This is a genomic window from Nocardiopsis metallicus (assembly GCF_014201115.1).
In the GTDB taxonomy this organism is placed as follows: domain Bacteria; phylum Actinomycetota; class Actinomycetes; order Streptosporangiales; family Streptosporangiaceae; genus Nocardiopsis; species Nocardiopsis metallicus.
Genome location: NZ_JACHDO010000001.1, coordinates 7,145,821 through 7,172,700, shown reverse-complemented (window position 1 = coordinate 7,172,700; position 26,880 = coordinate 7,145,821). Strand labels below are relative to the sequence as shown.

At 69.4% G+C, this 26,880-nt stretch carries 18 protein-coding genes; all 18 read right to left on the bottom strand.

Features of this window, described 5'->3' with window-relative positions; translation table 11 throughout:
• Nucleotides 1-27 precede the first annotated feature (27 nt).
• Nucleotides 28-1,431, bottom strand: a complete 1,404-nt coding sequence (locus HNR07_RS31565) for an ABC transporter substrate-binding protein (protein WP_184369881.1) — start codon at nt 1,429-1,431, stop codon at nt 28-30.
• Nucleotides 1,432-1,463: 32 nt separating this feature from the next.
• A complete protein-coding gene (locus HNR07_RS31560; protein WP_184369878.1) occupies nt 1,464-2,399 on the bottom strand; it encodes a carbohydrate ABC transporter permease in 936 nt (311 codons plus the stop codon).
• A complete protein-coding gene (locus HNR07_RS31555) occupies nt 2,396-3,343 on the bottom strand; it encodes a carbohydrate ABC transporter permease (protein ID WP_184372975.1) in 948 nt (315 codons plus the stop codon). The genes HNR07_RS31560 and HNR07_RS31555 overlap by 4 nt, the downstream gene beginning before the upstream one ends.
• Nucleotides 3,344-3,702: 359 nt before the next feature.
• Nucleotides 3,703-5,313 (bottom strand): citramalate synthase, encoded by a 1,611-nt coding sequence (gene cimA, locus HNR07_RS31550; protein WP_184369875.1) that lies wholly within the window; start codon nt 5,311-5,313, stop codon nt 3,703-3,705.
• A gap of 381 nt (nt 5,314-5,694) precedes the next feature.
• A complete protein-coding gene (locus HNR07_RS31545; protein ID WP_184369872.1) occupies nt 5,695-6,267 on the bottom strand; it encodes a hypothetical protein in 573 nt (190 codons plus the stop codon).
• 137 nt (nt 6,268-6,404) lie between these two features.
• Complete coding sequence (locus tag HNR07_RS31540; protein WP_184369869.1) at nt 6,405-7,520, bottom strand: branched-chain amino acid aminotransferase; 1,116 nt, start codon at nt 7,518-7,520, stop codon at nt 6,405-6,407.
• Nucleotides 7,521-7,744: 224 nt separating this feature from the next.
• Nucleotides 7,745-8,809: a 3-isopropylmalate dehydrogenase gene (locus tag HNR07_RS31535; RefSeq protein ID WP_184369866.1), complete on the bottom strand. Its 1,065-nt coding sequence runs from the start codon at nt 8,807-8,809 to the stop codon at nt 7,745-7,747.
• Nucleotides 8,810-9,545: 736 nt separating this feature from the next.
• Entirely contained in the window at nt 9,546-11,066 is a 1,521-nt protein-coding gene (locus HNR07_RS31530; RefSeq protein ID WP_312894028.1) for a glycosyltransferase, read from the bottom strand.
• A 113-nt stretch (nt 11,067-11,179) separates the two neighbouring features.
• Nucleotides 11,180-12,784, bottom strand: a complete 1,605-nt coding sequence (locus HNR07_RS31525) for a glycosyltransferase family A protein (RefSeq protein WP_184369863.1) — start codon at nt 12,782-12,784, stop codon at nt 11,180-11,182.
• On the bottom strand, nt 12,781-14,574 hold the full coding sequence (locus HNR07_RS31520) for a glycosyltransferase (RefSeq protein WP_221318992.1): 1,794 nt from the start codon (nt 14,572-14,574) through the stop codon (nt 12,781-12,783). Before HNR07_RS31520 ends, HNR07_RS31525 begins: the two co-directional genes overlap by 4 nt.
• Entirely contained in the window at nt 14,574-14,951 is a 378-nt protein-coding gene (locus tag HNR07_RS31515) for a hypothetical protein (RefSeq protein ID WP_184369853.1), read from the bottom strand. Before HNR07_RS31515 ends, HNR07_RS31520 begins: the two co-directional genes overlap by 1 nt.
• A 334-nt stretch (nt 14,952-15,285) precedes the next feature.
• Nucleotides 15,286-16,875, bottom strand: coding sequence for a phosphoglycerate dehydrogenase (gene serA / locus HNR07_RS31510; RefSeq protein ID WP_184369850.1), 1,590 nt, complete (start codon nt 16,873-16,875; stop codon nt 15,286-15,288).
• Between the two features lie 242 nt (nt 16,876-17,117).
• On the bottom strand, nt 17,118-18,113 hold the full coding sequence (ilvC, locus tag HNR07_RS31505) for a ketol-acid reductoisomerase (protein ID WP_184369847.1): 996 nt from the start codon (nt 18,111-18,113) through the stop codon (nt 17,118-17,120).
• A gap of 143 nt (nt 18,114-18,256) precedes the next feature.
• On the bottom strand, nt 18,257-18,787 hold the full coding sequence (gene ilvN / locus HNR07_RS31500; protein WP_017580668.1) for an acetolactate synthase small subunit: 531 nt from the start codon (nt 18,785-18,787) through the stop codon (nt 18,257-18,259).
• Nucleotides 18,788-18,805: 18 nt separating this feature from the next.
• Nucleotides 18,806-20,566 carry an acetolactate synthase large subunit gene (locus HNR07_RS31495; RefSeq protein ID WP_184369844.1) on the bottom strand — a complete coding sequence of 587 codons (1,761 nt, stop codon included), beginning with the start codon at nt 20,564-20,566 and terminating at the stop codon, nt 18,806-18,808.
• Nucleotides 20,567-20,985: 419 nt separating this feature from the next.
• A complete protein-coding gene (locus tag HNR07_RS31490) occupies nt 20,986-21,873 on the bottom strand; it encodes a hypothetical protein (RefSeq protein ID WP_184369841.1) in 888 nt (295 codons plus the stop codon).
• 73 nt (nt 21,874-21,946) lie between these two features.
• Nucleotides 21,947-24,652, bottom strand: a complete 2,706-nt coding sequence (locus tag HNR07_RS31485; protein ID WP_184369838.1) for a putative bifunctional diguanylate cyclase/phosphodiesterase — start codon at nt 24,650-24,652, stop codon at nt 21,947-21,949.
• A 692-nt stretch (nt 24,653-25,344) separates the two neighbouring features.
• Nucleotides 25,345-26,856, bottom strand: a complete 1,512-nt coding sequence (gene gatB / locus HNR07_RS31480) for an Asp-tRNA(Asn)/Glu-tRNA(Gln) amidotransferase subunit GatB (protein WP_184369835.1) — start codon at nt 26,854-26,856, stop codon at nt 25,345-25,347.
• Nucleotides 26,857-26,880 lie beyond the last annotated feature (24 nt).

The following is a 26,880-nucleotide window of genomic DNA, read 5'->3' as shown; positions in this document are numbered from 1 at the left end:
CGGCCCCTCACGTCATCGGGTCGGGCTCTACTCGCCGACCGACTCGTTGTACTCCTCAATGGTGCGGGAGACGCTGTCGGCCGCGTTGGACATGGCCTCCTCGGCGGAGGTGTCGCTGGTCAGGGCGGCCTCCCAGCCCTCCTCAGCGGCGACCCGGGCCTCGGACATCACGCCCATCATGCAGCCCGCGGTGTTCTCGTTGATCTCGGAGTCCGCCAGCTGGTCGGCGGCCACGGAGAACTGCGGGAACTCCTCGGCGCGCTCACTGGCCTCCGGGCCGTCGTAGCCCTCGGTGTTGACCGCCAGGTATCCGGTTCCCGCGTGCCAGACCGACTGGGACTCCGGGGTCAGCAGGAACTGGACGAACTCCCAGGACCCGCGGATCTCCTCGGGGGTGTGCCCCTCGCCGTTGATCCACAGCGAGGCGCCGCCGATGATCGAGCCGCCCGGGTCGTCCGCGCTGATCAGCGGGAAGTACCCGGCGCCGACCTCGAAGTCGGACTGTTCGATGAACCCGCCCAGGGAACCGGTGGACTCCAGGGTCATCGCGGCGCGACCGGAGGTGAAGGCGGCCTGGCCGTCGTCGGTGTTGCGGCCGATCTGCACCGCCAGGTCGTCCTCGATCATCTCCTCCCACCACTCGACGAGCTCCACGATCTTCGGGTCGTCGAAGAGCACCTCGGTGGCGCGGCCGTCGCGGCCGTTGGAGTTGTCGCAGTAGGGGGTGGCGGCGCGCGCCATGAACTGCTCGATGAACCAGCCGTACACGGAGGCGCCGAAGCCGTACTGGACCACGGTGCCGTCGTCGTCGGTGACGGTGAGCTGTTCGGCGGCCTCACGGATCTCGGCGAGGTCGGCGGGCGGGGAGTCCGGGTCGAGTCCGGCCTCCTCGAAGGCGTCCCGGTTGACGTACATCAGCGGGGTGGAGTTGTTGAAGGGGAACGACCGCAGCTCGCCCTCGACCGTGAAGTAGTTGAGCAGCGCGTCCTCGATCGGGGACGTGTCGTAGTCGTCCTCGTCGACGAAGGACTGCGCGGGCACGGTCTGCGCGGAGTCGATCATGAACTGCGTACCGAGGTCGTAGATCATGATCAGCTCGGCGGTGTCGCCCTGCTGGATCGCGGCGCGGTGGCTGGCCAGCGCCTCGTCGTAGTTGCCCTGGAAGGAGCCGGTCACTTCGATCCGGCCCTCGTTCTGGGCGTTGAACTCATCGATCAGCCCGTCCAGCACCTGGCCGTTGGTGGCGTCCATGCTGTGCCAGAACTCGACCTGGACCGCCTCGTCCAGGCCGTCCAGGACCTCCGGGCCGGGGGCGGTGAGGTCGCTGCCGCCACCGCCGCCACCGCCGTCGGAGCAGGCGCCGAGGACCAGGCCCAGGCTCGTGAGCAGGGCTGCGGCCTGCGCACCGCGACGTCGGGGGGAACGTTTCATTTGCTATTCGTCTCCACTAGGTGTTTCGCGCCCTACTTGATAGCGCCCGCGGTCAGGCCCCGGACGATGAAGCGCTGCCCGAAGACCACGAGGGCGAGGGTGGGGATGACGGACAGGGCCGCGCCCGCCAGGACGAGGCCGGGGTTGGCCGCCTCCCCCGCTTTGAGGCTGTTCAGACCGATCTGCAGGGTCTGCATCTCGGTGCTGCGGGTGATGATCAGCGGCCAGAAGTACATGTTCCAGCTGGTGATGAACACGTACATGCCGACGGCGGTCAGGGCCGGTTTGCTCAGCGGCAGCAGGATGGTCCACAGGAATCTGAGGTGCCCCATGCCGTCGATGCGCGCGGCGTCGTACAGCTCGCGCGGGAACTGTTTGAAGCTCTGGCGGAGCAGGAAGGTACCGAACGCGTAGGCCAGGAAGGGCAGGACCAGACCGGCATAGGTGTTGCCGAGCCCCCAGCCGGTGAGGGTGAGGTAGTTCGGGATGAAGGTCGCCTCGGCCGGGACCATGAGCGTGGACAGGAACAGCGCGAAGACCACCGCGCTGCCCCGGAAGCGCAGGAACACGAACGCGTACGCGGCCAGGGCCGAGGTGAACAGCTGGCAGGCCGTGATGATCCCGGCCATGACCAGCGAGTTCGTGTACATGCGCAGAAGCGGGACGGCGGCCAGCGCGCCCTGGATGTTCTCGAAGTGCACACCGGTGGGCAGCAGCCGCGGCGGGAACGTGGAGAGTTCGCGAGGCTCCATGAGGGTCCCCACGAACACGTAGTACACGGGGAACAGCACCGGGATGAGCAGTGCGGCCAGCACGAGGTACAGCAGGACGCGGCCGACGATGAATCCGATCCCGCGCCGGTGGCGCGCGCGGGTGCGCGGGGGCGCGGTGCGGGTGAGTTCGTCGGCGGTGGCTCCGCGGGTGTCCGCGGAGCCCGAAACGCCGGACGCGGCGGAGGTTCGGCTCATGAGTAGTGCACCTTCCGCTCTATGACACCGAACTGGACCAGGGTGCACACCAGGACCACCACGAGCAGGACGAGCGCCTGGGCGCTGGCCCGGCCGAAGTCGCTGGTGCCGTAGGCGAAGGCGTCCTGGTAGATGGAGTAGACGAGGGTGGTCGTGGAGCCGACCGGTCCACCCGCGGTGAGGATGTGGATCTGACCGAAGCTCTGGAGGGCGTTGATCGTGGAGATGACGATCAGGAAGAAGAGCTGTGGCCCGAGCATGGGGACGGTGACGTCCCAGGCCAGGCGCGGACCGGTGGCGCCGTCGATACGGGCGGCCTCGTTGACCTCCTTGGGGATCGAGCCGATTCCGGCGGCGAGCACGAGGACGCCGTAGCCGAGGTTCATCCACACCGTGGTGAGGGCGACCGACCACAGGGCCATCTCCTGGGAGGTCAGCCAGGGGACCTGGTCGAGGCCCATGCGGTACAGGATGCCGTTGAGGACGCTGTTGCCCGGACTGTAGAAGACAGCGAAGATGACCGAGGCGCTGGCCACGGAGAACGCGAAGGGCAGCGCGAAGGCGCCGCGCAGGAACCTCTGGCCGCGCAGGACCCCCTCCATCAGGAGGACCACCACGAGGGCGCCGACGACTCCGGGAACCACGACCCCGAGGGTGAACACCAGGGTCGTGAGCAGGATCCGGCCGAACTCGGGCGAGGCCATCTCGGCGAAGTGGCTCAGGCCGACGAAGCGGTTGGGCTGGCCGATGATGTCGTTGCCGTGCATCGACAGGTAGACGGTGCGGCCCAGGGGATAGACCAGGAAGAGCGCGAAGATCACCACGGAGGGACCGAGGAAGCCCCATGCGAGGAGCGCGTCCCGGCCCGGACGGGCGCGTTTGTGTGAGGACCTGGGGGATGGTGGCGACGCGGCGCGGCGTTCGGACACCGGGCCGGCGGTCACGCCGTTCCCCCCGTCCGGTCGGATGGTGGCTGAGGACACGCCCCGAAGTCTTCACGGGGCAGGTGACCTGCGGTTCGCGGGAAGGCGAACTGCACGCCAACGGAAGGGCGCGCATCGGTTAGGGCCGGCATCTATCACCACTCGTACGTCGCGGACTTCCAAAGTTCGCAGTATCGAGTGGCCGGGGTCACACTGGCTATGGCCTCAAAGACAGGTCTGTCTCACCTCCAGGTAAGATCCGGCCGCCTGACCACGGGTTTCGGGTCAGACGGCCGGGTGACAAGAGACGTGTGTTCGGCGGGGTCGCGGGGTCACCCCGAACGGGTGCGGATGACCGGGCAGGGCCCTGGGAACCGGGATCAGCCCTGCGGGTAGCCCTGGCGCAGCAGCCCGTAGGTGATGGCCTGCTCCAGCGCCACCCACGAGGCGTCCACGACGTTCGGGCCCACGCCCACCGTCGTCCACTCCTCGCTGCCGTCGCTGAAGGTGACCAGGATCCGGGTGATGGCGTTGGTACCCGAGGAGCCCTCCAGGATGCGGACCTTGTAGTCCGTGAGCTCCAGCCCGGCCAGCGCGGTGTAGACGCCCTCCATCGAACTGCGCAGCGCCCGGTCCAAGGCGTTCACCGGTCCGTTGCCCTCGGAGGTGGCGATGACGCGCTCGCCCTTCACGTCGAGCTTGACCGTGGCCTCGCTGAGGCTCTCGTAGTCGCTGGCCAGCGGGCTGGACCCGACCGCCGGGCGGCGCTCGGTGATGACCCGCCAGGACTCGGTCTCGAAGTAGCGGACCGGGGCACCGAGCTCCTCGCGCAGCAGCAACTCCAGGGAGGCGTCGGCCGCCTCGAAGCTGTAGCCGGACAGTTCCAGGCTCTTGACCCGCTCCACGACCCGCCCGGACAGGGCGCGGTCCCCGGCCAGGTCCAGGCCCAGCTCCTGGGCCTTGAGCTCGATGGAGGCGCGCCCGGCCATGTCGGAGACGAGCATGCGCATGCGGTTGCCGACCAGCTCGGGGTCGGTGTGCTGGTACAGGTCGGGGTCGACCTTGATGGCCGAGGCGTGCAGCCCGGCCTTGTGCGCGAAGGCCGACACCCCGACGTAGGGCTGGTGGGTGTCGGGAGCGAGGTTGACGAGCTCGGCGATGGCGGTGGCCACCCGGGTCATCTCACCCATGCAGCCCTCGGGCAGGACGTCCATGCCCCGTTTGAGGTTGAGCGCGCCCACCACGGAGAAGAGGTTGGCGTTGCCCACGCGCTCGCCGTAGCCGTTGGCGGTGCACTGCACGTGTGTGGCGCCCGCGTCCACGGCGGCCAGGGTATTGGCGACGGCGCAGCCGGTGTCGTCCTGGGCGTGGATGCCCAGGCGGGCGCCGGTGGCCTCCAGCACCTCGGCGACCACGCGGGTGACGTCGCTGGGGAGCATGCCCCCGTTGGTGTCGCACAGCACCACCACGTCCGCCCCGGCATCGGCCGCGGCCCGCACCACGGCGAGCGCGTACTCGGGGTTGTGGTGGTAGCCATCGAAGAAGTGCTCACAGTCCACGAACACGCGCTGTCCGTGTTCATGCAGGTGGGCGACGGTGTCGGCGACCATGGCGAGGTTCTCGTCGAGGGTCGTGCGCAGGGCACGTTCGACGTGCCGGTCGTCACTCTTGGCGACAAGGGTGACGACCGACGCGCCGCTGTCGCGCAGCGCGGCCACCTGAGGGTCGTCGGCGGCCTTCACTCCGGCCCGGCGGGTCGCCCCGAACGCGGAGAGTTGCGCGTGCTTCAGCGTCAGCTCTTGTGAAGCCCGCTGAAAGAATTCGGTGTCCTTGGGGTTGGCCCCGGGCCAGCCGCCCTCGATGAACGCCACGCCGAAGTCGTCGAGCAGCTTCGCGATGGCCAGCTTGTCGGAGACCCGAAGGTTGATCCCCTCGCGCTGGGCTCCGTCGCGCAGCGTGGTGTCGAAGACGTGGAAACTGTCGTTCCTCATGACTGGAACTCCCGGTCGATGCTGTGTGTGGCGGTCCCGACCAACAAAAAAGACCCCTCGTGGACACGAGAGGTCAGCGCGCTGGCAGGGTCCGGATCCTTCCCTGCGTCTACGCGGGAAGTCGTCAGCCAGCGCGCCCCAAAATAATGAGTACCTGGGACAGCATGAGGCCAGTGTGCCACACGGCCCCCGGAGAGGCGCAGTTCGGGGTCCATGTGTCTCATTCACTGAGACGAAAGTTTCTCAGAACGGACATAAGCACTGGCGGGAGACGTGAGCACAGCGAGGGGCCGCCCCAGGTTTCCGGGCGGCCCACGGCGCCGGAGGCCGGGGGCAGGAGCTGGCGCCGGGGACCACCCCAAGGCACTCCGGGCGGCCGGGCTACGGCACCTCCACGACCGCCTCGGCTTCGGCTGCCTCGCGCAGGGCGTCGAGCTCCTCCTGGGTGATATGCGGTTCCATGGGCGGGCGGTCCTGCGGGGTGTTGAGCGTCTCCTCCAGGATCTCCTTGCGCGGGTCGACCCAGCCCGGTTCGCCCTCGGACGGGGTTCCCGGGGCTCCTCCGCCGGTTTCGGGAATCGTGGCGCCGCCAGGACCCTGTGCCCCCGGAGCCTGCTCCGGGGTGTCCGCGGTGTGCTCCCCCGCCTGATCGGCCTCGCTCTCCCGGTGGACCTGGGCGTCCTCGGGGTCGGCGGTGCCGGTCAGCGGGGTGGTGCGGCGTTCGGGGGGACTCCCCTCCTCGTCCTCGGCCACGCTCGGGCCCGGACTGGGCGGGTTGAGGGCAGCGGCCACCCCGGTGGCGGTGAAGGCCGCACCGCCCACCACCAGTCCGGCGGCGACCGCCAGGGCCGCGCGGGCGGGCCAGGAGAAGGGGGTACGAGGCGCGGTCGCCCCGTCCGCCGCGGCGGCGGGTTCGTCGTTCCCGGGGGCGGAGGGAACGGAGGGTTCAGGCACGGCTGGGCTCCTCGGGGGCAGGGGGATGGCGGGGGTCGGAGCGGGCCCGACCAGGATAGCCAGCGCCCCGGACAGGCGAAGGGCCGCCGTCGGGCGTGCTGACGGCGGCCCCTGCCGGTCACCCGGCTCCTGCGCTCCTAGAAGCGCGTGATCCAGCCGTGCTTGTCCTCACGCAGACCGGTCTGCAGGCCCACCAGCTCCTCGCGCAGGCGCATGGTGACCGGGCCGGGCGTGCCGTCGCCGATGGTGAACTCGCCGTCGTCGCTCTTGACGTGGCCGACCGGGGTGACCACCGCGGCGGTGCCGCAGGCGAAGACCTCGGTCATCTCGCCGGACTCGGCGGCGGCCTTCCACTCCTCGATGGACAGCGGCTCCTCCTCGGCCGGGATGCCCAGGTCCGGGGCGAGGGTCAGCAGCGACTCGCGGGTGATGCCGGGCAGCAGGGTGCCGGTCAGCGGGGGCGTGCGCAGGCGGGCGTTCTCACCCTCGCCGAACACGAACCACAGGTTCATTCCGCCCATCTCCTCGACCCAGCGGTGCTCGCGGGCGTCCAGCCACACGACCTGGTCGCAGCCCTTCTCCACGGTCTGGGCCTGGGCCAGGAAGCTCGCGGCGTAGTTGCCCGCGAACTTCGCGGCGCCGGTACCGCCCGGGGCGGCGCGGGTGAAGTCCTTGGACAGCCAGACCGTCACCGGCTTGACGCCGCCGGAGAAGTAGGAGCCCACCGGCGAGGCGATGAGCAGGTAGACGTAGCTGCGCGAGGGGTTGTTGACCCCCAGGCCCACGTCGGTGGCGATCATGAACGGGCGCAGGTAGAGGCTGAAGTACTCCTTGGACGGCACCCACTCGCCGTCGTGCTCGAGGAGCAGCTCGATGGACTTGAGGAAGAGTTCCTCGGGCAGGTCCGGCATCGCCATCCGCGCAGCGCTGCGGTTGAAGCGGGCCGCGTTGGCCTCGGGTCGGAAGGAGGCGAGCGAACCGTCCGGGTGACGGTAGGCCTTGAGACCTTCGAAGATCTCCTGGGCGTAGTGCAGGGCCGCGGTGGCCGGGTCCAGGCTCAGCGGACCGTACGGCTCCAGCTTGGCGTCGTGCCAGCCCTTGCCCTCGGTGTAGCGGATGGTCACCATGTGGTCGGTGAACACCTGACCGAACCCGGGGTTCTCCAGCAGTGCCTCGCGCTCCTGCGGGGTCTTCCGCTGGTCGGAGAGCTGGATGTCGAACGTCAAGCCAGTGGTGGTGGCGTTGTTGTCCATGTTGTCGGTGGTCCTCTCGGGTGCAACGGGTCGGCAGCGCCGCCGACCTGGGATCTAGTGTGTCGGAAGAGCGCACCCGGTGCCAGGGCGGAACCAGACGGAGCCAAACGGGCAGCGGGCGCGCCGGAGTGTCTCCAGGCGCGCCCGCTGTCGTCACAGGTGGCTTCTCAGTGGCTTCTCGGTCGGCCGCGCCTCGGAAACGGGCAGGGCCGACGGGGGTGGTGTCAGCCCTGCTCGGCTACTCGCGCGGCGAGGTCGTCGCCGATCTGGGTGGTGGACCGGACCGCACCGCCCTGGGCACGGGTCTTCAGGTCCGCCGAGACCGCGGCCTCGATACGGCGCGCGGCTTCGGGCACACCCAGGTGGTCCAGCATGGTCGCGGCCGAGAGCACCGTGGCGGTCGGGTCGGCCTTGCCCTGGCCGGCGATGTCCGGCGCGGAACCGTGGACCGGCTCGAACATGCTGGGGAAGGTGTTGTCCGGGTTGATGTTACCGCTGGCGGCCAGGCCGATGCCGCCGGTGATGGCGGCGCCGATGTCGGTGATGATGTCGCCGAACAGGTTGTCGGTGACGACCACGTCGAAGCGGCCGGGCTGGTTGACGAAGAACATCGCCGCGGCGTCGACGTGGCAGTAGTCCACGGACACCTGCGGGTACTCGGCGCCGACCTCCTTGACGGTGCGCTGCCACAGCTCGCCGGCGAAGGTGAGGACGTTGTCCTTGTGCACCAGGGTCAGCTTCTGGCGGGGGCGGACCGCTGCCTTCTCGAAGGCGTAGCGGACCACGCGCTCGACGCCGAAGCGGGTGTTCACGCTGTCCTGGGTGGCGATCTCGTGCGGGGTGCCCTTGCGCAGCACGCCGCCCGCGCCCGCGTAGGGGCCCTCGGTGCCCTCGCGCACGACCAGCATGTCGATGTCCTCGGGGCCCACGCCCGCCAGGGGGCTCTCCACGCCGGGGTACAGGCGCACGGGGCGCAGGTTGACGTAGTGGTCGAAGTCGAAGCGCAGGCGCAGCAGCAGGCCGCGCTCCAGGACCCCGCTGGGGACGGAGGGGTCGCCGACGGCGCCCAGGTAGATGGCGTCGTGCTCGCGCAGTTCGGCGGCGACGGAGTCGGGCAGCGTCTCACCGGTGCGGTGCCAGAGCTTGGCGCCCAGCTCGTACTCGGTGGTGTCGACGGCCAGGTCGAACTGGGCTGCCGCGACGCCCAGGACCTTGAGACCTTCGGCGACCACCTCGGAGCCGATCCCGTCACCCGGGATGACGGCCAGTTTCACGGTGCGAGCTGCCATAGGACTGCCTCTAACTCAGACGTGACCCGCCATGGAATTCTCACATAGCGAGACGATATGAACAGTAGATGAGACAACTGTACCGGCCCGAAGGACCGGCACAGCCGCCCGCCCGCAAACACCGGCCAATACGCGGCGCGGGCCTCACCAGGCGCGGCACTCAGTCACGACGGTTGATGGCGTCCTGCAGGGCACGGGCGATCTCGTCGTCGGTGTCGGGCGTGGACGGGTACTCGATCATGTCGTACATGTGATCCTCCGGATGCGATCGGATGCTCTGCGTGACGCCGGGAGCGTACGGCTCCGCCGTCAGCGTTCGACGGTGACGTGCGTCCGGGATCGGGCGGCGATCAGGGCCGAACCAACCCTCACGGGCGCGCAACGTGGGCGGCGTTGTCCACGAAAAGGGGACAGGAGCTTCGCCCGGCGGGATCGACTGCCGGAACCGCCGGCGCGGGCCCCGGTGGGGGCGAGCGCAGCGGGGGACCGCGGCATCCGGCGATGAAGCCGACGCCACTGACTCCTAGGACGTCAGAATATCGGAGGTCCAACTATATGACCAGCGATTCTCACATTGTGAGACAATTTTGCGTCATCGCAGGTCAAGTGATTATCAAGAAATCAATAGATCACCGACAAAACATGACATAAGCGCCACGCCTCCGCGACGTGGCGCGCCGAACCCACCGACAGCGCCGGAGCGGCCCTCGCGGCACGGGTCCCGTCCGGTCGCCGCTCACCCCCGCCGCACGGCGAGCAACAGCCGGGACAGCCGCCCTCCGGTCAACGCCCGGATCCGGCGCTCCCACCGCTCGGCCTCCGCCCGCCACCGCTCCTCGTTCCGCTCCGCCTTGAGCATCTTCTTGTGCCAGTCCTTCGGAGGCCGCTCACCCGGCTCCCCGTCCGCGATCAGGACCTCCTCCCGGTCCACCAGGTGCAGCCCCCACAGCTGTGCGACCAAAGCGTCCCGCTCCCCCGCGCTCACACCCAGGTGACGGGCTCGGGCGAAGGCGGCAGTGCGCTCCAGCCGCAGCGCCTCACCCCGGCCGCGGCCCGTGCTCCGGAGCAGGACGAGACCGGCGCCCTCCCTGTCGGCGGCCCCGGTCAGGGCACGCACCGCGCCCGGGCGCGAGAGGGAACCCGGAGAGACCATCAGCCGGAAGGGCACGTCCGGGTCAGGGGCCGGTTCGGACTCGACGAACTCCACCCGGGGCTCGCACCGGTAGTTCTCGTGCACCAACCGCACGTCCACCGCCGGATCGTCGATCGTGCCGTGCCGCCCCGGCGTGACCCGACCCCACTCCCCCACCAACCGGATACGGATGTCGGCGGTGTCCCCGCCCAACAGGGCGTCCACCGTCTCCGAGACGTCGTCGAACCTGCGGCCGACCGTGTCGACCACCACGTCGACGAACGGCACCTGCCAGGTCCGCCGGGGCGAATCCCTACGGCTCCCCTGACGGGGGATCCGGTTCTCCTTGTACGGGCGGCCGAAACGGACCGCCGCGGCCCCTCGCCGCTCCGTGGTCGGACATCCCAGGTGCCATCCGACCGCAACGGGCTCCGGAACGAACACCGCGCCCCGCTGGGACAACCGGTACCCGAGTTCGCTGTCCTCTCCCATTGCCATCGCCGGATCCATCCCTCCGGCGCTCTCGAAAAGCTCACGCCGCACAGAGGCCGTGGCCCCGGTGAAGACCTCCCAGGCCCGGTGCCCCGCCGTACGGAGACCGTCAGTGGACTCCAACACCTCGGACACCCACTCCATGGTGTTCCCCGGCCCCAGGAAGTCCGCAGCCGAACCGTCCTCCACCCGTTCGCGCGTCCGGGTGGCGGTGAGCCCGGTGTCCGGAGCGTCCGTGAAGACGACCCTGCCCATGACGGCGAGGTAGTCGGCCAGGTGGTGCCAGCGCAGGTGCGCCTCCACGTGCTCGCGGTCGGCGACCATGTCGGCGTCCAACCTCATGACGACGGGCGCCTCCGTGGCCTCCACCCCGGCCTGAACCGCGTGTGCGGGGCCCCATCCGTGTGCGGGGGCGGTGACCAGGCGCGTGTTCTCGGGGCGGATCGGCGGGAGCACCAACGCAGGCTCACTACCGTCATCCACCACCACGACCTCCATCAGGTGAACCGGATAACTCTGCGCCGCCAACGACGCCAACGTCAGGTCCAACTTCTCCTGACCGCCATACGCCGGAACCACCACACTCACCGACAGCACCGGATCCCAACCACCCAACGGCGGCGGCTCCAACACCGAATAGTCGTTACACCGAATCAACGGACGCGGACCGCATCCCCTCAACCCGGCACCGGCAGCCCCCGTACCCCGTACCGCTGCGTCACCGATCACCATGCGCTGCCCCGTCCTCAACCAATGATCCGGCACAGGAACCGTCCGGTCCGGCTCCTGGTCAACCAGTGGAACCGGTGCTTGAGCCGCTCCACTCGAACCTTCTGCGCCTCGACCCGGGCACCCGCCCGCTCCAGCTGTTCCCTCCAGTCAGACGGGGTCTCCGGTACCGGGTCCCGCGGTGTGAAGAGCTGGCTCTGGCCGTCGAGCCAGTGGGTGCCGAAGAGCTCGTCCACCATGGTGTCGAGCTCGTGCTCCCCCGCCCCCAGCCGACGCGCGCGGGCGAAGGCCGCGGTGCGCTCCAGCCGGGGGCCGCCGAGGTCGTCTCCGGGGGCGGTGGCTCGCAGCAGTCCCGCCCCCGCCGCATCCGCCTGTTTGACCATGTGTTCCACCGCGTGCCGGGCCAGCGGTTGTCCGGGACCCACCCGTAGCCGGAAGGGCACGTCCGGGTCAGGGGCCGGTTCGGACTCGACGAACTCCACCCGGGGCTCGCACCGGTAGTTCTCGTGCACCAACCGCACGTCCACCGCCGGATCGTCGATCGTGCCGTGCCGCCCCGGCGTGACCCGACCCCACTCCCCCACCAACCGGATACGGATGTCGGCGGTGTCCCCGCCCAACAGGGCGTCCACCGTCTGCGCCACCTCTTCGAAGCCGCGGCCGACCGTGTCGACCACCGCGTCGACCCGGGGCACCTGCCACTGCCGACCGACGCGTTTGCGGTTGTCACCGACCAGGGGGAGGCGGTTACCGACGAACGGGTACCGGAAGCGGGCGCCGTCTTCTTTGCGGGTCTCCATCTGCGGACGGCCCAGATGCCAGCTGCTGGTGTCCAGTTCGGGGACGAACACGGCGCCGTGCTGGGCGAAGCGGTATCCGAGGTGGGTGTCCTCGCCCAGGACGAGTTCGGAGGCCGCCCCGCCGGACTCCTCGAAGAACGCGCGGCGCACCGAGCCGGTGGCCCCGATAAAGTGCCGGAACGCTGTGTGTCCGCCGGTTCTCAGATTCCCCGTCCGCTTGTAGGCCCTGCCCAGCCACTCGAGCTCCTCACCCGGACCCTCGACCAGGGTCTGCGGTTCCCCCCGTTCCACCGCCCCCCTGACCTGGGCCGGGGTCAGGGAACCCGGTGTGTAGTCGACGCAACGCAGATGCCCGGTGACTGCGAGGTAGTCGGCCAGGTGGTGCCAGCGCAGCTGTGCCTCCACGTGCTCCCGGAAGACGATCATGTCGGCGTCGAGGAAGAGCAGAGCGTCCGCGTCCGACGCTGCCGCTCCGGAGCGCACCGCGTGCCCGCGGGCCCAGCCGCCTGGCAGACTCGGTACGATCCGCGTGTTCTCGGGGCGGATCGGCGGGAGCACCAACGCAGGCTCACTACCGTCATCCACCACCACGACCTCCATCAGGTGAACCGGATAACTCTGCGCCGCCAACGACGCCAACGTCAGGTCCAACTTCTCCTGACCGCCATACGCCGGAACCACCACACTCACCGACAGCACCGGATCCCAACCACCCAACGGCGGCGGCTCCAACACCGAATAGTCGTTACACCGGATCAACGGACGCGGACCGGTATCGGCGACCGCGCGCTCTTCGCGCGGACCACCTTGGACAAGGGTCATTGTTGGCTCCTGTACGTCGTCCGAGCAGGCCGGGAGGTCGGCTCGTCCTTGGGATCGGATTCCAGAAGTGCGCTGGGCCGCCATCCTGACCACTGCTGCTGGGGATCCTTCAGGAAGTAGCCGGGGGCTTCCTGCCAGGTATGGCCCTTTCTCCTACGCCGGATGAGGCATCCCAGGCCGTGTGAGCGGTAGATGGAACCGCCGACGCTCCGTGCGTCCTCCAACAGCGCGCCGTCCTCCCCCAGACCCAGCGGTCGAAAGCCGCCCACCTCCTCCAGAAGCGAGCGGTCGGTCATCAGCCCAGCTCCGGTGACGTGTCTGGCGAAACGCTCCGAGGGCACGAACCGCCGCACGGTGACGTCCAGTTGTTCCAGATAGTGGTACTCGGTCGCGCAACCCACCAGGTCGGCGCCGGAGTAGCGGCGGGCCAGCACCAGATCCGACAAGTGCTCCGGCCCGTACCAGTCGTCATCGTCCATCTTCGCGACCAGAAAACCGCTCGCCCGCCCGATCGCCCCGTTCAACACCGAACCGAACACCATGTCCGCGTCCGGCCGCCACACCACCAGGCGCCCACCACCCGCACGGAATTCCCTGATCGCACCTGCCACCCCCGGCGCGTCCGTGTCGAAACCGTGCAACGCCAGCACGACCTCCACCTCCACACCCCGCTGACGCGCCACCTGCCGCAGAGCGAAACCCACCATCTCCGGCCGCCGCGTACACAACACCACCGACACCGACGGATCAGCCAAAGCACCCCGCCCGCGCGCAAACGACCCGTGCAACCGCAGAGCCGCCCGCCGCAACCGGACACTGTGCTCCTCACGCAACTGCGCGTCCTCCAGTTCCTCCCTGTTCGTGCCGGTGAGCAGATCGTGGAGTTCATCTCCCAGACTCCGGGCCCACAACGGCGGTCGATCGCTGACGAGCGGAACCCCGGCCGCGGCGAGAGCGGCCACCACCCGCACCGCCGCCACCGGACCGCTGTGACGCCCCCACTCCACCCGCACCGCACGCAGATCACGCAGACCCGCCACATCCACATCAGTCACCGCACCGTCATCAGGCACCCGCCACCGCGTCCCACCCCCAGCGGCCAACACCCACCGACCATCACGCGAGACCAACCGCCCCACCCCAGCCTTCGACACCCGCGTGAACCCCATCGGATTCACCACCCGCTCATCCACACCAGGCACCTCAGCCACGGACAGGCCGGCCAGGGGGCCCGTTCCGTTGTCGATCAGCGCACCGGGTCGCCCCAGTACCTCCCAGGAGCGTGCGGCAACCGCCCAGCCCGTGCCGTCCGGCAGGGGTTCGGTCGGCCCGCGACGGCCTCCCACTACGGCGCGGGCGACCGCCGCCAGCACGAGTGCGACCTCCACCGGGTCGGTGAAGGAGAGCGCGCATGACCAGCCCTGGTCCGGCAGGCGGCGCACCCTGGCGTCGAGGAGCCCCTGCCACTGACCCAGACCGGGCGGCGTCGGCAACGGCGGATCGAAGTGCGGCGCGGACGCCTTGACCACGATCACGACGTTGGCCGCCGACGGGAGAGCGTCAGCCAGGCGGACGGCGGTTCGCAGGTCGGCCGTGGTCGCCGCGACGACCAGCACATGGTCGAAGGGGTCATCGCAGGGGCGTTCAGCGGCCTGACGAAGGTCGAGGACCTCGGTGCCGGGACCGAGTCGGCGGCGGTCGAGTCCCTCGGCCGCCCGGGCACCGATGTGGGTGACCAGCAGACGTCCCGCGCCACGGGGGCGAAGGACGTCCGACAGGGCCCCCTCCATCACGAAGCTGCCCGGGCGGGCACCGACGCGCCCCCGAACACCTGAGCGTCGGACACCCGGCCGCGGCTCTGCTCGCGCAGTTCGGCCACGGACTCGGCCACCGTACCCAGCTGCTCGGCCAGAGCGTCGGCCCGGCCGAACAGCTCGGCCCGGTTCTCCCCGGCGATCTCGGCGACCTCCCGCGCCTGCCGGTCGAGGCCGCGGCGCAGCTGCCTGATCTGGACCGCGGTGCGCCGCACCTGAATCAGGAGGAGCACTACCAGACCGCAGAGCGCGACCAGGGCGGTGACCTGCACGGCTGACCAGATGTCGATCAGCCCGTGGAAGAGCAGAAATCCGTGCGCCCCGGACACGGCGAGCACCGAAGACGAGAACAAGAGGACCAGACGCCGACGCAGAACTCGCAATTCCAACCCCATTCACGCGGAAATAATGATCGCTTCCGAAAGCCGACCCGCACGAAAGGAGTGCCCGCGATCGGCTTGCGGACAGGGTTCCACCGCCCCCGAGGCGGCGACGGTCCAGTACACCGCGTGTCTCGCGATGTTTACCAACTCCTGAAGCACATTCCAAGAATTGCGGCAGCTATGGTGCAAGAATTCCCATAGGGACATATTTTGGGACCCTCATGCCACAGCAGAAGGGCCGCCCCGCCCAGAAATCCCGTAGGGGATTCGGGAGGGACGGCCCTGCTCCGGCCGATCCGGGGAACTAGTCCTCCAGGTCGATCTGGCGGGTGATCTCGGCGTCGATCTCCGCCGAGATCGAGGCCAGGATCTCTTCCGGAACCGCGGAGTCCACGGTCAGGGCGATCAGTGCCTTGCCGCCCTCCTGGTCCCGGATGACCTGCATGCCGGCGATGTTGACCTGGGCGTCACCCAGGAGCGCGCCGACCTTGCCGACGATGCCCGGGCGGTCCTCGTAGGAGAGGAACACCATGTGCTCGTCGAGGCCGATCTCCATCGAGTAGTTGTTGATCTCCACCAGCTTCTCGAACTGGCGGGGCCCGGTCAGCGTGCCCGAGACCGACACGCGGGTGCCGTCGGCCAGCACACCGCGCACCGAGATCAGGTTGCGCCAGTCGGTGCTGTCGTCGCTGGTGACAAGGTTGACCTCGACCCCGCGCTCCTTGGCGAGCAGCGGCGCGTTCACGAAGGTCACGGTGTCCTCGACCACGTCGGTGAACACACCCTTGAGGGCGGCCAGCTCCAGGACCTTGACGTCGTGCTGGGCGATCTCGCCGCGCACCTCGACGTCGATCCGGGCTGCGAGCGCCCCGGCCAGCGAGGTGAACACGCGGCCGAGCTTCTCGGTGAGCGGCAGCCCCGGCTTGATCTCCTCCGCGACCCCGGTGCCCTGCACGTTCACCGCGTCCGGAACGAACTCGCCCGACAGGGCCAGCTTCACCGAGCGGGCCACCTGCGTGCCCGCCTTCTCCTGCGCCTCCGCGGTGCTCGCACCCAGGTGCGGGGCCACGACGACGTTCTCGAACTCGAACAGCGGGCTGTCCGTGGTGGGCTCCTTGGCGAACACGTCGATGCCCGCACCGGCGACCCGGCCGTCCTTGAGCGCCCGGTAGAGGGCGTCCTCGTCGAGGATGCCGCCCCGCGCGGCGTTGATGACGCGCACCGAGGGCTTGACCTTGCTCAGCGCCTCGTCACCGATCAGGCCCACCGTGTCCTTGTTCTTAGGCAGGTGGATGGTGATGAAGTCGCTGCGCTCGAGCAGGTCGTCCAGGGTGGTCATCTCCACGCCGATCTGGGCGGCGCGCGCGGGCTGCACGAAGGGGTCGTAGGCGATGACCTTGGTGCCGAAGGCCAGCAGGCGCTGGGCGACCAGGGCGCCGATCCGGCCGAGGCCGACCACGCCGACGACCTTCTCGTAGAGCTCCACACCCGTGTACTTGGACCGCTTCCACTCACCGTTGATGAGGGCGTTGTGCGCGGGGGCGGTGTTGCGCGCGCTGGCCAGGAGGAGGTTGATGGCCTGCTCGGCGGCGCTGATGATGTTGGAGGTAGGGGCGTTGACCACCAGGACACCGGCCTTGGTGGCGGCGTCCACGTCCACGTTGTCCAGGCCCACACCCGCGCGGGCGACGACCTGGAGGCGGCCCGACGCGGCGACGGCCTCGGCGTCGAACTGGGTGGCGCTGCGCACGATCAGGGCGTCGACGTCCGCCAGGGCCGGAAGCAGCTGGGACCGGTCTGCACCGTCCACATGGCGCACTTCGAAGTCCTCTTCGAGGAGCGCGATTCCGGCGGGCGAGAGCTTTTCCGCGACGAGTACGACGGGTTTGGTCACAACGGTTCCTTTTCGGGTGGTGCGACCCGACCGCGCAGGTGGAGGCGCTGCCCGGATCGGGTGTGACGGCCGGTCCAAAGTCTACTAGCGGGGTAGGGAAGCCCGTCGGGCGGATGGGTACACCGCCGACGAAAGAAGAGTCACCCTCACAGGTCACCCGGAGAGAGCCCTCCCCGCACACGCCACCGGGGCGGAGCACACGCCCCGCCCCGGTGGTGAAATTCAGAGAACGAGAGCTGAGGTCAGGCCTTCAGCCAGCTCATCAGCGGACGCAGTTCGGCGCCCACCTTCTCGATCTGCTCGCTCTGCTCGGCCTCGCGGCGCTTGGTGAAGGTCGGCTGCCCGTTGTCGAACTCGTCCATGAGCTCCTTGGCGTAGGAGCCGTCCTGGATCTCGCCGAGGATCTTGCGCATCTCCTCGCGGGTCTGCTCGGTGATCAGGCGCGGGCCGCGGGTGTAGCCGCCGTACTCGGCGTTGTCCGAGACGGACCAGTTCATCTTGGAGATGCCGCCCTCGTACATGAGGTCGACGATCAGCTTGAGCTCGTGCAGGCACTCGAAGTAGGCGATCTCGGGCTGGTAACCGGCCTCGACCAGGGTGGCGAAACCGGCCTTGACCAGCTCCTCGGTGCCACCGCACAGAACGGCCTGCTCGCCGAACAGGTCGGTCTCGGTCTCCTCGGTGAAGGTGGTCTTGATGACGCCGGCCTTGGTGCCGCCGATGCCCTTGGCCCACGACAGGGCCAGGTCCCAGGCCTGCCCGCTGGCGTCCTTCTCGACCGCGACCAGGCAGGGCACGCCGCGCCCGGCCTCGTACTGGCGGCGGACGAGGTGGCCCGGGCCCTTGGGGGCGACCATGGCGACGTCGACGCCCTCGGGGGCCTTGATGAAGCCGTAGCGGATGCTGAAGCCGTGCCCGAAGAAGAGGGCGTTGCCAGCCTCCAGGTTGGGCGCGATCTCCTGGGCGTACAGGTCGCGGTGGATGTGGTCGGGGACCAGGATCATGACCACGTCGGCCTCGCGGGTGGCCTCGGCGGGGGTGAGGACGCGCAGGCCCTCCTCTTCGGCCTTGGCACGGCTCTTGGAGCCCTCGGCCAGACCGATCCGCACGTCCACACCCGAGTCCCGCAGCGACAGCGCGTGCGCGTGGCCCTGGCTGCCGTAACCGATCACGGCGACCTTCTTGCTCTGGATGAGCGCGAGGTCGGCGGCGTCGTCGTAGTACATCTGTGCTGCCACTTGGGGTTACTCCTTGTTTCTCATGTTCTTTGGGGGCGGGGGGTGAGGCCGTCCGGCCGTGTCCGGACAGCCTCTCAGTTCGGGTTCGCCTCGGTGCCGTTCTTCGGCGGAACCTCGGGCGTCAGAGCCTCAGGCAGTGACGTCTAGGCGCTGACGCTGCGGTCGACCGCCCGCAGGGAGCGGTCGGTGATCGAACGGGGTCCCCGCCCCAGGGCGACCAGCCCTGACTTCACCAGTTCCCGGATCCCGAAGGGTTCCAGGTTCTTGACCAGGGCATCGAGCTTCTCGGGGTCGCCGGTGGCCTCGATGACGACGACGTCCGGGCTGACGTCCACGACGTGCGCGCGGAAGAGCTCGGCCGTCTGAAGCACATGGGTGCGGCTCGACGCGTCGGCCTTGACCTTGACCAGGAGCAGCTCGCGCTGCACCGACGCGGTGGTGTCCATCTCCACGATCTTGACGACGTTGATCAGCTTGTTGAGCTGTTTGGTCACCTGCTCCAAGGGGTGGAGGTCGCAGTTGACCACGATCGTCATCCGGGACAGTCCGGTGTACTCAGTCGTGCTGACGCTGAGTGAGTCGATGTTGAATCCACGACGGGAGAAAAGGGCGGAGGCCCGGGCCAGGATGCCCGGGGTGTCCTCGACCAGAACGGAAAGCGTGTGACGGCTCATGGTGGTTCGGCCCTACTCCTAGTCCTGGTGTTCCCAGTTCGGCGCCATGTCGCGCGCGTACTGGATGTTGTCGTTGCTGACGCCGGGGCCGACCATGGGCCAGACCATGGCGTCGTGGTTCACGGTGAAGTCGACGACCACCGGGCGGTCGTTGATCGACATCGCCTTCTCGATGGTGGCGTCGATGTCCTCGGGGCGCTCGCACCGCAGGCCGACGCAGCCGTAGGCCTCGGAGAGGCGGACGAAGTCCGGGATGCGGACCTTCTCGTCCAGCGGCGAGGTCTGCAGGTCGGTGTTGGAGTAGCGGCCCTCGTAGAACAGGGTCTGCCACTGGCGGACCATGCCCAGGTTGCCGTTGTTGACCACCGCGACCTTGATCGGGATGCCCTCGATCGCGCAGGTGGCCAGCTCCTGGTTGGTCATCTGGAAGCAGCCGTCGCCGTCCACGGACCAGACCACGCGGTCGGGGTCGCCGACCTTCGCGCCCAGGGCGGCGGGGACGGAGAAGCCCATGGTGCCCAGGCCGCCCGAGTTGACGAAGGCGCCGGGGCGCTCGTAGTCGATGAACTGGGCGGCCCACATCTGGTGCTGGCCCACGCCCGCGACGTAGGTGGCCTCGGGACCGACGACCTGGCCCAGGCGCTGGATGACCGCCTGCGGTGACAGGGTGCCGTCGTCGGGGGCGTCGAAGCCCTTGGGGTAGGTGGTGCGCAGCTTGTTGAGCTTGTCCCACCAGGCCCCGTAGTCGCCCTGGCGGCCCTTCTCCTGGTCGGCGCGCACGGCCACGACCAGGTCGGCGAGGACCTCGCGGCAGTCGCCGACGATGGGCACGTCCGCGTGGCGGTTCTTGGAGATCTCGGCCGGGTCGATGTCGGCGTGGACGATCTTGGCGTCGGGGGCGAAGCTGTCCAGCCGGCCGGTGACGCGGTCGTCGAAGCGGGCGCCCAGGGCGACGATCAGGTCGGCCTGCTGAAGGGAGCCGACCGCGGCGACGTCGCCGTGCATGCCGGGCATGCCCACGTACAGCGGATGGCTGTCGGGGAAGACGCCGCGGGCCATCAGGGTGGTGACGACCGGGACGCCGGTGAGTTCGGCCAGGACGCGCAGTTCAGCCGCGGCACCGGCGCGCAGGACGCCGCCGCCGACGTAGAGGACCGGGCGCTTGGCGTCGGCGATCATCCGGGCGGCCTCGCGGACCTGCTTGCCGTGCGGCTTGGTGACCGGGCGGTAGCCGGGCAGGTCCAGGCGCTCGGGCCAGACGAAGTCGGCGTTGTTCTGGAGGGCGTCCTTGGAGATGTCGACGAGCACCGGGCCGGGGCGGCCGCTGGAGGCGATGTGGAAGGCCTCGGCGATGGTCCGGGGGATGTCGCGGACGTCCTTGACCAGGAAATTGTGCTTGGTGATCGGCATCGTGATGCCGCAGATGTCGGCTTCCTGGAAGGCGTCGGTGCCGATCATCGGGGAGGCGACCTGCCCGGTGATGGCGACCATCGGAACCGAGTCCATGTGGGCGTCGGCCAGCGGCGTCACGAGGTTGGTGGCCCCGGGGCCACTGGTGGCCATGCACACCCCGGGACGGCCGGTGGCGTAGGCGTAGCCCTCCGCGGCGTGCCCGGCCCCCTGCTCGTGACGCATGAGGATGTGGCGCACCTTGGCCGAGTCGTAGAGGGGGTCGTACGCGGGGAGGATGGCGCCGCCGGGAATCCCGAAGACAGTGTCAACGCCGACGTGCTCCAGCGACCTGATCAGCGATTGGGCGCCGGTCATCTGCTCGGTCATCTCAAGATCCTTCAGCGAGGGTCCAGAGCGGTACAGCGGCTCTGGGGATGGTGGTTTTCCGGTTCTCGGCCCTGGTTCGGCAATAAAAAAACCCCCACCGCCCGGTGGCGGTTGAGGGGTGGCGCGCAGCAGAGAAAACTCAGTGGGCTGCGCGCCGACCAAGTACGAGAATCAGGGAGTTGTTCTGCACGTTCACAACATTGGCCGACGGAGTGCTCGCCCGTCAACCAGAACTTAATAATGTCTCACTATGTGAGACGCATATGTCACCATGCGGCCGCGCGGCGCGAAATTCCACTGCCCTGACCTGCACAAACAACAGGAAGACCCCTTGCGCGTGTAACGCAGAACACGTAGCAGGGGCCCGACGCTTCGGCCGTAAGCCGGACTTAACACCCCATCCCGGCCCAGGCTCAGACCTAGGCCTCGAAAAGGTCCTCCGCCTTCTTCGCCCTCACGGCCCGCCGCACCCAGGTGTCCAGCAGATCCAGATCGGTGGCCGCCCCGATCCGTTCGCGGACACCCTCCGAGACAGGGATCCCACGCTCCTCGAGAACTCCCAGGATGGCCTCGGTCCGGCCCTCGGTCCGGCCCTCCTCCCTGCCCTCACGGTAGGGACGCCTCATCGTTTCGCTCTTGTACTCGTAGTCCTTCAGGATCATGAACTTCTCCAATGCTCCAGGAGCCGTGGCCTCCAGGGCCGCGAGCACATAGTCAGAATACAGCGGGGTGGACGAGGCATCGAGGCTCTTCAGGGCTTCGAGCAGGGCGTTCAGCGCGGCCCCGTCCTCGGTCGGATTGTTGGCCATGGCCAGGACGGTCAACACCGGTCGGGCCACCGCCACCTTCGGGTCGGTGACCGGGGTGAGGGTGTCCAGCGCGAGAACCAGGGGGCGGACCTCACCGCACCCCAGGTCGATCGGCTCGGAGAACCGGTCGGCCAACTTCGACGTGGGTGCGAGCACCAGGAGCACCACCGGGCATTCCAGGCGTAACCGGGTGTTGGCCACATACGAGGGCCATCGGTAGTACTTGCGGGGGTCCGCCTTGTTCTGGGGCTCGACAATGATCCCCAGAACCGAAACCGGGCCGTCCGTCTTCTCGTGCGGGTAGGGCGGCCGTTCACAGACCACCACCGAATCCGAGGTCAGTTGGGTCAGTGCTGTGCTCGTGGCTTCGGCCGAGTCGCATCGGACACGGGTGTACTCCGGCAAGGGCTTGCCGGTGATCTCCTTGAGGAGTTCGACCACCGACCCGGGATCGTTGCGGATCAGATCGAGGGGGAACTCGTGCTGATGAGAGGGCATGCCGAAAAATTAGCGACTACATCCGCGCCTTCGCAGGTGAACGCCGCTATATCCACTTTGGACGCGGTATGGCCTACAGGTTGGCTCCGGCCTCGCCGCCCACCAACGACTCCACTCCACCGGCGGGCATCGGGCGGGCGACCAGGAAGCCCTGGCCGTGGTCGCAGCCCATCACGCGCAGCTGTTCGAGCTGTTCGGGGCGTTCGATGCCCTCGGCGACCACCTGGACGCCCAGGTCGCGGCCGAGCTGGATGATGGTGTGCGTGAGCAGCGTGACCGTGTCGTCGCGGCCCAGGTCGGCGATGAACGACGGGTCGATCTTGATGGCGTCCACGCTGAGCTCGCGCAGGTGCGCCAGGGACGCGTAGCCCATGCCGTAGTCGTCGATGGCCAGGCGCACGCCCAGCTCGCGCAGCTCACCCAGGCGCGCCACCGCGTCGCCCTCGTCGTCGAGCAGGACCTCCTCGTCCACCTCGAGGGTGAGGACCTCGGCGGGCAGGCCGGTCTCGGCCAGGACACCCTCGACCGTGCGGACGAACCTCGGGGACAGCACCTGCTTCACGGACAGGTTCACCGACAGGCCGATGTCCCAGTCCGAGAGCCGCCACACGGCGACCTTCTCGCAGGCCTCGCGGAGGATCCACTCCCCCAGCGGCACGATCAGGCCCGACTCCTCGGCGGCGCCCAGGAAGGCGTCCGGGCCCACCTCCTCGCCGTCGCGGTTCCAGCGCACCAGCGCCTCCACCGCGGTCACCTGGGACGTGCCCAGGTCCACGACCGGCTGGTACTCCAGGTAGAACTCGCCGCCCGCCAGCGCCTCGCGCAGCCGGATCTGGAGTTCCAGGCGGGACACGACCATGTCGTGCATGTGGGCGGCGTAGACCTCCACGTGCCCGGCGCCGCGCTTCTTGGCCCGGGTCATCGCCACGTCGGCGTTGCGCAGCAGCTCGCCGCTGTCCGTCGCCGCGTCCGCGAAGGCCACGCCGATGCTGGCGGTCAGCACGATGTCCCGGTCCGCCACCTGGAAGGGTTCGGAGGCGATCACCCGGCCCAGCCGCTCGGCCAGGTCCACCACGCGCTGCGCTTTGGGCACGTTCTCCACCAGCACCGAGAACTCGTCACCGCCCCAGCGCGCCAGGGTGGCGTTGGTGCTCAGCTCGCCGCGCAGGCGCCGGGCGGCCTGTCCCAACATGTGGTCGCCGCGCACGTGCCCGGCGGAGTCGTTGACCGCGGTGAACCCGTCCAGGTCCAGGAAGATCACCGCGACCTCCCCCGAGGGGTCGTCGCTGATCGCCCGGTGCGCGAGCACGTCGCTGGCCCGCTCCTCCAGGTAGGCGCGGTTGGGCAGCCCGGTGACGCCGTCGTGGAAGGTGAGGTGCTCGACCTCGTCCTGAAGCGCGACCTGGGCGCTGATGTCGCTGGTCGTGACCAGCAGGCGGTCGGGCTCGCCCGGCTGCTCGTACAGCGAGATGGTCGAGGAGGTGTGCCGCCAGGTGCCGTCCGCGGCGCGCACCCGCAGCCGCAGGTGCACGCCCTGGCTGGAGCGTTCGGTGAACAGGTCCGTGACGGCCTTGGTGCGGCCCAGGTCCTCGGGGTGGATGAGCGTGCTGACCGGGGCGGCCAGGACGTCGTCCAGCCGGTAGCCGAAGGCCTCGGCCGTGCCCGGGCTCATGTAGAAGACGCCGCCGTCGCGGTCCAGCACCAGGATGACGTCGCCGCTGTTGCGGGCCAGCTCGTTGAAGTGCCCCTCGCGGTTGCGCACCATGCGGGCGAGCGTGGAGTTCTCCTCCAGCATCCCCACCACGCGCAGCAGCAGGACCAGGACCGCGGTGCCCGCGGCCAGCGGCAGTACCGGGGCGACGTCGGGCAGGCGCAGCGCCGCCGCGGTGAGCACGATCGTGGCCGCGAAGACCGAGGCCACCGCCGCGATCTCCGGGGCGAAGCGGTACAGCCCGCGGCCGGTGATCCGGCGCGGGGCGGCGCCCGGCCGGTGCTCCACCAGCCACGGCAGCGCCCCCAGCAGGGCGAATCCCAGGAAGCGCACGGGCTGCTCGATACCGCCCGCCACCGGCGGCCCGGTCAGGCGGGTCACCGCACCGACCATGTCCGAGGCGGCGATGACGATGAGCGCGCCGATCGCCACCAGCACCGCGCGCCGGGTGCTGTGCGGCGACATGAACACCAGCGGGATGAGCAGGCACAGCACCACGATGTCGGCGACCGGGTAGACCAGCGCGAAGCCGAGGAACCCTGCTCCCTCGCCCAGCTCCTCGTAGAGCGGGGAGAACAGCAGGATCCACACGACCGCGAAGACCGCGGCGGCACACACGTAGCTGTCGGTGATGTGCCGCATGGCGGTGCGCAGCCCGCCCGGCCAGGGGGCGAACTTCGTGAAGCCGATCACGAAGAGTGGCAGAGCCGCCAGGGCGAAAAGATCACCCAGGGTGAGCGAAAAGAGCGAGGCTCCGTTGAACGTCCGGGTGACGGCGTGAGTGAGACCACCCGCGCACCAGGCCAGCGAGGCCAGTCCGAGGAAGCGCAGCGCCGCTGGGCCGTCGGCCCCGTCCACGTGGGCTGCCCGGTCCGCGCCGGTCCGGGCCCAGCGTCGCGAGGCGAGGAGCAGGGACGCGCCCGCCGCCCCGGCGGCCACCGCGGTGGGCCACTGGCCCAGCGAGGCGGCCAGCGTGGACTCCCCTGCCGGGATCAGGGTCCCAAGGAGGTAGAGCAGGAAAAGCGCGCCCAACCCGAACAGCCACAAACGGCGTGCCCTGGTGCCCATCACCGACCTCCCAGCGGGTGTGTCGCGACCCGAGGCCGTGTTCGGTGGGCGCTGCCCGTCGCGAGCGGAAGGAAGGCTGCGCCGGAGGCGTCCGTTGAGGGTGGTGGCGGGCGACGGGTGGGCAGTGGTGCTGGCACAAGGCCGACGAAGGAGCGCCCCTGCTGTGCCCGGCTACGCAAGCTCCGCAGTGTCGCACAGCGGGGGCCCGCCCGGGTTTGGCTGTCGACTGAGGAGAACCCCGTGACAGTGCCGCTGGGGCGACGCGCAGCAGGGTGAGTGCTCGCCGAACACGCCCTGGCGGCCCTGGACCGCCGTCGCGCTCTCTCCTCGAACATGGAGCACCCACCTCGTGATCACTCGAATCAGGACGCGGCGCGGATGCCGCACCGCGGGTTGCCGCCCAGGATCTTCGCGGGGCTGGGACGAACGGCAGCGGGGCGGTCCGGCGGACCGCGTGCACCCCGTGCGTGGACACCCTACGCAACCAAGGTCACACAGCGATTGAGGCCCGGACGAGAGATGACGACGGAATACTCACTCTGAGTAGCCAGATTTCATTGGTGTCCCCCGGCAGCGCCTGTCCCGGTAAAGGATGCGGCGCCGCGGGTCCCCCTCAGCCCCCACGGCGCCGCACCAAGCCTAGGAGAACCCGTGTAAGCAGCGGATCAGCCGCCCCGGGTCCGGAACCGGCTCTAGCTGCTCAGCTTCTCCAGGATGAGCTCGCGGGCGCGGCCCGCGTCGGCCTGACCGCGGGTGGCCTTCATGACGGCGCCGACCAGGGCGCCGGCCGCGGCCACCTTGCCGCCGCGCACCTTGTCGGCGGCGTCGGGGTTGTTGGCGATGGCCTCGTCGACGGCGGCACCCAGGGCACCGTCGTCGCTGACGACCTTCAGGCCGCGGGCCTCCACGACGGCGTCGGGCTCGCCCTCACCGGCGAGGACACCCTCCACCACCTGGCGGGCCAGCTTGTTGGTGAGCGCGCCCTCGGCGACCAGCGCGATGACGCGGGCCACCTGCGCCGGGGTGATGGGCAGGGAGGACAGCTCCACCTCCTGCTCGGTGGCGCGGCGGGAGAGCTCGTTCAGCCACAGCTTGCGGGCCTCCGCCGAGGGGGCGCCCTCGACGACGGTCGCCTCGACCAGGCCGATGGCGTCGGCGTTGACCAGGTCGCGCAGCTCGGTGTCGGAGAGGTTCCACTCGGCCGTGACCCGGGCGCGCTGGGCGGCGGGCAGCTCGGGCAGGGTGGCGCGCAGCTCCTCGATCCACTCCGCGGACGGGGCGACCGGGACGAGGTCGGGGTCCGGGAAGTAGCGGTAGTCCTGCGCCTCTTCCTTGGAACGGCCCGACGTGCTGCGGCCCAGGTGCTCCTGGAAGTGGCGGGTCTCCTGCACGACCCGCTCCCCGGCGTCCAGGACACCGGCCTGGCGCTCGATCTCCGAGCGCACGGCGCGCTCGACGGAGCGCAGGGAGTTGACGTTCTTGGTCTCGCTGCGGGTGCCCCACTCGCCGGCGCCGCGCTCGTTGACGGAGACGTTCACGTCGCAGCGCATGGAGCCCTCCTCCATGCGCACGTCGGAGATACCCAGCGAGCGGACGAGGTCGCGCAGCTCGGCGGCGTAGGCGCGGGCGACCAGCGGGGCGAGGGAGTCGGTGCCGGGGATCGGCTTGGTGACGATCTCCAGCAGCGGGATGCCCGCGCGGTTGTAGTCGACGTTGGAGTGGCTGGCGCCGTGGATCCGGCCGGTGGAGCCGCCGACGTGGGAGGACTTGCCGGTGTCCTCCTCCATGTGGACGCGCTCGATCTCCACCCGGAACTCGCGCGGACCCTCGGGGGTGTCCACGGTGACGTCGAGGTAGCCGTCCACGCAGATCGGCTCGTCGTACTGCGAGATCTGGTAGTTCTTCGGCATGTCCGGGTAGAAGTAGTTCTTCCGGGCGAACCGGCCCCAGGGGGCGATGGAGCAGTTGAGCGCAAGGCCCAGCCGGATCGCGCCTTCGACCGCCTTCTCGTTCACCACCGGAAGCGACCCCGGGAACGCCAGGCAGACCGGGCACACCTGGGTGTTGGGGTCGGCGCCGAAGGCGGTGGGGCAGGGGCAGAACATCTTCGAGGCGGTGCCCAGTTCGATGTGGGTCTCCAGGCCAAGCACCGGCTCGTACTTGTCCAGCGCCTGCTCAAAGCTAGGAGTTACCGCGTGGGCCATCGCCGCAAACCCGTTTCCGTAGAG

Coding starts and splice junctions, on each gene's coding strand:
- HNR07_RS31495 (WP_184369844.1), bottom strand. CDS start 20,566: ATGACCGAGCAGATGACCGGCGCCCAATCGCTGATCAGGTCGCTGGAG.
- HNR07_RS31540 (WP_184369869.1), bottom strand. CDS start 7,520: ATGGACAACAACGCCACCACCACTGGCTTGACGTTCGACATCCAGCTC.
- gatB (WP_184369835.1), bottom strand. CDS start 26,856: ATGGCCCACGCGGTAACTCCTAGCTTTGAGCAGGCGCTGGACAAGTAC.
- HNR07_RS31490 (WP_184369841.1), bottom strand. CDS start 21,873: ATGCCCTCTCATCAGCACGAGTTCCCCCTCGATCTGATCCGCAACGAT.
- HNR07_RS31525 (WP_184369863.1), bottom strand. CDS start 12,784: ATGACCCTTGTCCAAGGTGGTCCGCGCGAAGAGCGCGCGGTCGCCGAT.
- HNR07_RS31520 (WP_221318992.1), bottom strand. CDS start 14,574: ATGGAGGGGGCCCTGTCGGACGTCCTTCGCCCCCGTGGCGCGGGACGT.
- cimA (WP_184369875.1), bottom strand. CDS start 5,313: ATGAGGAACGACAGTTTCCACGTCTTCGACACCACGCTGCGCGACGGA.
- HNR07_RS31485 (WP_184369838.1), bottom strand. CDS start 24,652: ATGGGCACCAGGGCACGCCGTTTGTGGCTGTTCGGGTTGGGCGCGCTT.
- HNR07_RS31560 (WP_184369878.1), bottom strand. CDS start 2,399: ATGAGCCGAACCTCCGCCGCGTCCGGCGTTTCGGGCTCCGCGGACACC.
- HNR07_RS31565 (WP_184369881.1), bottom strand. CDS start 1,431: ATGAAACGTTCCCCCCGACGTCGCGGTGCGCAGGCCGCAGCCCTGCTC.
- ilvN (WP_017580668.1), bottom strand. CDS start 18,787: ATGAGCCGTCACACGCTTTCCGTTCTGGTCGAGGACACCCCGGGCATC.
- HNR07_RS31535 (WP_184369866.1), bottom strand. CDS start 8,809: ATGGCAGCTCGCACCGTGAAACTGGCCGTCATCCCGGGTGACGGGATC.